Origin of the sequence: Anaerosporobacter sp., assembly GCF_031551385.1 — a bacterium.
Taxonomy (GTDB): Bacteria; Bacillota; Clostridia; order Lachnospirales; family Lachnospiraceae; genus Anaerosporobacter.
The window spans coordinates 1-3,826 of record NZ_JAVBNS010000140.1 but is presented as its reverse complement, the minus strand read 5'-3'; the positions used below and the strand labels follow the sequence as shown (position 1 = coordinate 3,826).

Here is a 3,826-nt window from a genome sequence, read left to right as displayed (position 1 = left end):
ATAGAATTCAGGCTGTAATTGACGAATCGGATTTTCTAATTGAACTTTTATCAACTAAAAAACTAATTAATGATGAAACTGGCACTTATACCAATGAAGGATTAGCTACACAAGGACAACACGCAGTTAATTATGACCTTTATATGAAGAAAGCTAATGAAGCCAAAGACGACTTAACTAAATTAGATGCGACGAATGCTGATAATAAGAATGATACAAAATACTTAGAACGCAGAGCAGAATTACTACAAATGCAACAAGATTCCATACTAGCTGCCGAAAAAGAAAAGCAATCTATGATTGACTTAGCCAAAGAAGGCATATCAACTCAGATTAGTGCTATGGAAGATTTGATTGCTAAGAAAAAGGAAGCTATTGATCTTGAAGAGGAATTATATGAACGTCAAAAAACCATCACCCAAAAGACAAAGTCGGTTGCTGATATTCAAAAACAGATTAATGCGTTGCAAGGTGATGATAGTCTTGAAAATCGCAAGAAGCTTCAACAGTTGAAAGCTGCCCTAAAAGACGCAGAAACCGACTTAGAAGAAACTGAGTCAAAATATTCTCGTGATGACCAAAAAAAAGCACTTGACGAAGAACTAAAGAAATATAAAGAATACATGGAGGATTACTGCGAAGATACAGAAAATCTATTCCAAGATACTATGAATACTGTAAATTCAAGTAGTTCTACCATCGCCTCTACTCTTGAAACAACTGCTAAAAAGGTAGGCTATCAAATAAGCGAACATGTCACAGATGCTTGGAAAGATGCCGGGGATTCTGTTAAGACATATTCTAGCACATTTTCTACTTCTTCCGTTGGTATTATTGGTGTAATTGATAGCATTCGTCAAGCATGGAATGATGCAAAAGCAAGCTATGATTCGTATGCTGAAACCGCACTAGAGAAAGATAAAACTAAATACGAAGAAAAAACAACATCTCAAAAGATGCACGAAGTTCTTGGAAAATCTTCTACTACAAATGGCGAATCCAATAAGGGAACTTCTGCATTAAATAAATATGCCGCAAGTTTGGGGTATTCACAGTTATCCTATGCAGATATGGTTAACCTTGCAGGTGCTCTTGGAGTTAAAGACGTAAAAAGTGTCGCAGATGTGAGTACTTCTGAGAATGCTAAAGCTAACAGAACAGCTATCAAAAATGCAATGCAAAAGCAACTCATTACTGACTTACTTAATAACGGTACTGGTACTACTTTCGACTCAGATCTCAACAAATATATTGTAGATAAAGGATATAAAGCTTTATCATACAATCAAATGGTTACATTAGGGAAGCTTTTAGAAGTTGAGGGGTCAACTCTTGAAAACGTAAAAGATGGTAGTGCAACCAAAAATAAGATTAAAGACGCACTGGAAAAAGCCAAGTTTAGTAAAGGCGGTATGCCAGAATTAATCAGAGGTACTGGTGAAGATGGAATTGCTTTAGTAAAACGTGGCGAGCCGATTCTTACTCAAAAAGAAGGGGTACTATTTAGTAAATTCGTATCCAACTTGCCAAAACTAGATACAATTATGGACGCACTCTCCTCTTCCACTAGCTACCCACACTTATCTTCCAAAAATGATAACAACAATATCACATTCCAAACTTCTATTAATGTAGATGGTGTTGCTACAGATGAAATCGTCTATAAGTTATCTTCGATGGTGCGGAAAGAAACCGAGCAAGCATTGTCTCAAATCAATACAATCGGAGCAAATAAAGGAATCAAACGAATCTCGTAAACATTTGGAGTACCTTGTAGCGGTACTCCTTTTTTATTCATGAGAAAATGTTGAAAGAAAATAAAAGTAAAGGAGTCCATGCAGCTGATCCATTCTTTCAATTATACTTATTTGAGCAGTATCGCAAGTAAACTTGTGATATGCATGGTATCAATATGACAAACGAAGACAAAGCCAAAATATTAGAATTCGAAAAAAATATGCAACAATCAGATAATAATGATAAGTCAATAGATTTTTACAGAAACGAATACCAAAAATTAATTGATGAAGTCAATCAATACAAGACCGAATACGAAGAACTCGTAAGACAGGAATTAGAAATTAAAAATGCCTATCAACAAGCATTGGACAGTTTACTGTCCAAAATGGAATAACATTGAATTGGGAGGTGAGTTATGAATGCGACCAGTTTTATATATGATAATATAAATTCTAATACCTATGATTTATTAATTTGTCGTTTTTCCAGCAATTCAATGAACAACATTTCTTCTATTGGAGAAATTGAAGTTACGACAGATAAAGCCGCCTATTCTAGTAAATGGAATCATTTTAGCACTTCTTATTCAAAGCCTCTGGAATTCACGTTTCAATTTACGAAAAAGACGTTTCAAAAATTCAGCACATATGAGCAGGCCACAATCAATCGATGGCTTATGAATTTTGATGAATATAAATGGCTTCAATTTAATGAACCAGATTATATGCACATACTCTATAATGCGAAATGCACGAAGTTAGAGAAAATTGAAATTGGAAATGTATGCTTTGGGTTTGAAGTAACCTTTACTACGGATAGCTCGTATGGATATTCCAACGAAATCAAAAAACATTTTACGATATCACAGGTCAATCAGAACGAATGCATCACAAACAGTTCTGATGAAATCTATTATCTATATCCTAAAATCACAATCGCAGTCAATAAAGCTTGTGATTTTTCTATTATAAATACATACACAGATGAAAAAACAGAACTAAAAGGCTGTTTAAATGGAGAAATTATTACTCTCGACTCGGAAACTCGAATCATTACAAGCAACAAACGAAATGCCATTGAGTTATTCGAAGCTTTCAACTGGACATGGTTTCGATTAGGAATTTCCCTACAAAACCGAAAGAACAATCTTGTATTCAATGGAAATGCTTCTGTAGACTTTACGTATAGAGAGATTAGAAAGGTGGGGATTTAGTGCATTTAAACAGAGATATTTTTAACAAAATTGAGATACCACAAATCCTCCTAGCTTCTCCATCAAAACAAATCCTAGGAGAAATTATCAACTTCAAAGATTTAAATGTTAAATTAAATCTAAATGATATTGATACCGTATCCTTCAAAGTATTTCGAACGAAAGAACACAATGAAATCTACGATCAGCTTGAGGATTTAAAACTTGTACTTGTTCGAGGATATGGCTGGTTTCAAATTCGTACCGCTCTGGAATCAAATGGGGTATCCGAATATATTAATGTAACGGGGCAATCCATCGAAGTTGAGTTAGGTCAACAATACCTTGTGAATTTTGAAATTAATACTGGTGAAATTCTATATGAGGATTACGACTATGAACCAGTTAAATTTTACAATCCACATAAGCCAAGTGCTTCTCTTCTACATAAGATTTTAACCACATCTAACTGGACTATCGGTCATGTCGATATCGCACTATGGGAAATGCAACGTTCCTTTGATGTTGATGAGCGTGATATCTACAGTTTTCTAACAAGTGAAGTTGGAGAAGCTTTTAAATGTATGTTTATCTTTAACACATTTGAACGCACCATTAATGCATTTGTCATTGATGACTATGGGCAGCCATCTGGTCTTTATGTGTGCTTTGAGAACTTAATGAAAGATTTAAGTATCAATGTTGATGTGGATGCGATTAAAACATGTTTTCGTGTCGAAGGTGGCGAAGGACTTAATATTAATGACGTAAATCCGAATGGAACTAATATCATTTATAATCCTGGATACTATTTATCATGGATGCGACAAGATATTCAAGATTGCTATAATCTATACAAGACAGTCTATGATAGTGAACTTGGAAATTATAAGG

At 34.4% G+C, this 3,826-nt stretch carries 4 protein-coding genes; all 4 read left to right on the top strand.

The features are described 5' to 3' along the window. Positions 1–1,757, top strand: a 1,757-nt coding sequence (locus RMR19_RS11590) for a hypothetical protein (RefSeq protein ID WP_310603648.1), incomplete at its 5' end; no start/stop codon positions are given. A 155-nt stretch (positions 1,758–1,912) separates the two neighbouring features. Then, positions 1,913–2,134: a hypothetical protein gene (locus RMR19_RS11585; protein ID WP_310603647.1), complete on the top strand. Its 222-nt coding sequence runs from the start codon at positions 1,913–1,915 to the stop codon at positions 2,132–2,134. A gap of 21 nt (positions 2,135–2,155) precedes the next feature. Beyond that, positions 2,156–2,953: a phage tail domain-containing protein gene (locus RMR19_RS11580; RefSeq protein WP_310603646.1), complete on the top strand. Its 798-nt coding sequence runs from the start codon at positions 2,156–2,158 to the stop codon at positions 2,951–2,953. After that, a partial coding sequence (locus RMR19_RS11575) for a hypothetical protein (RefSeq protein WP_310603645.1) occupies positions 2,953–3,826 on the top strand: 874 nt, incomplete at its 3' end. The genes RMR19_RS11580 and RMR19_RS11575, both read left to right, overlap by 1 nt.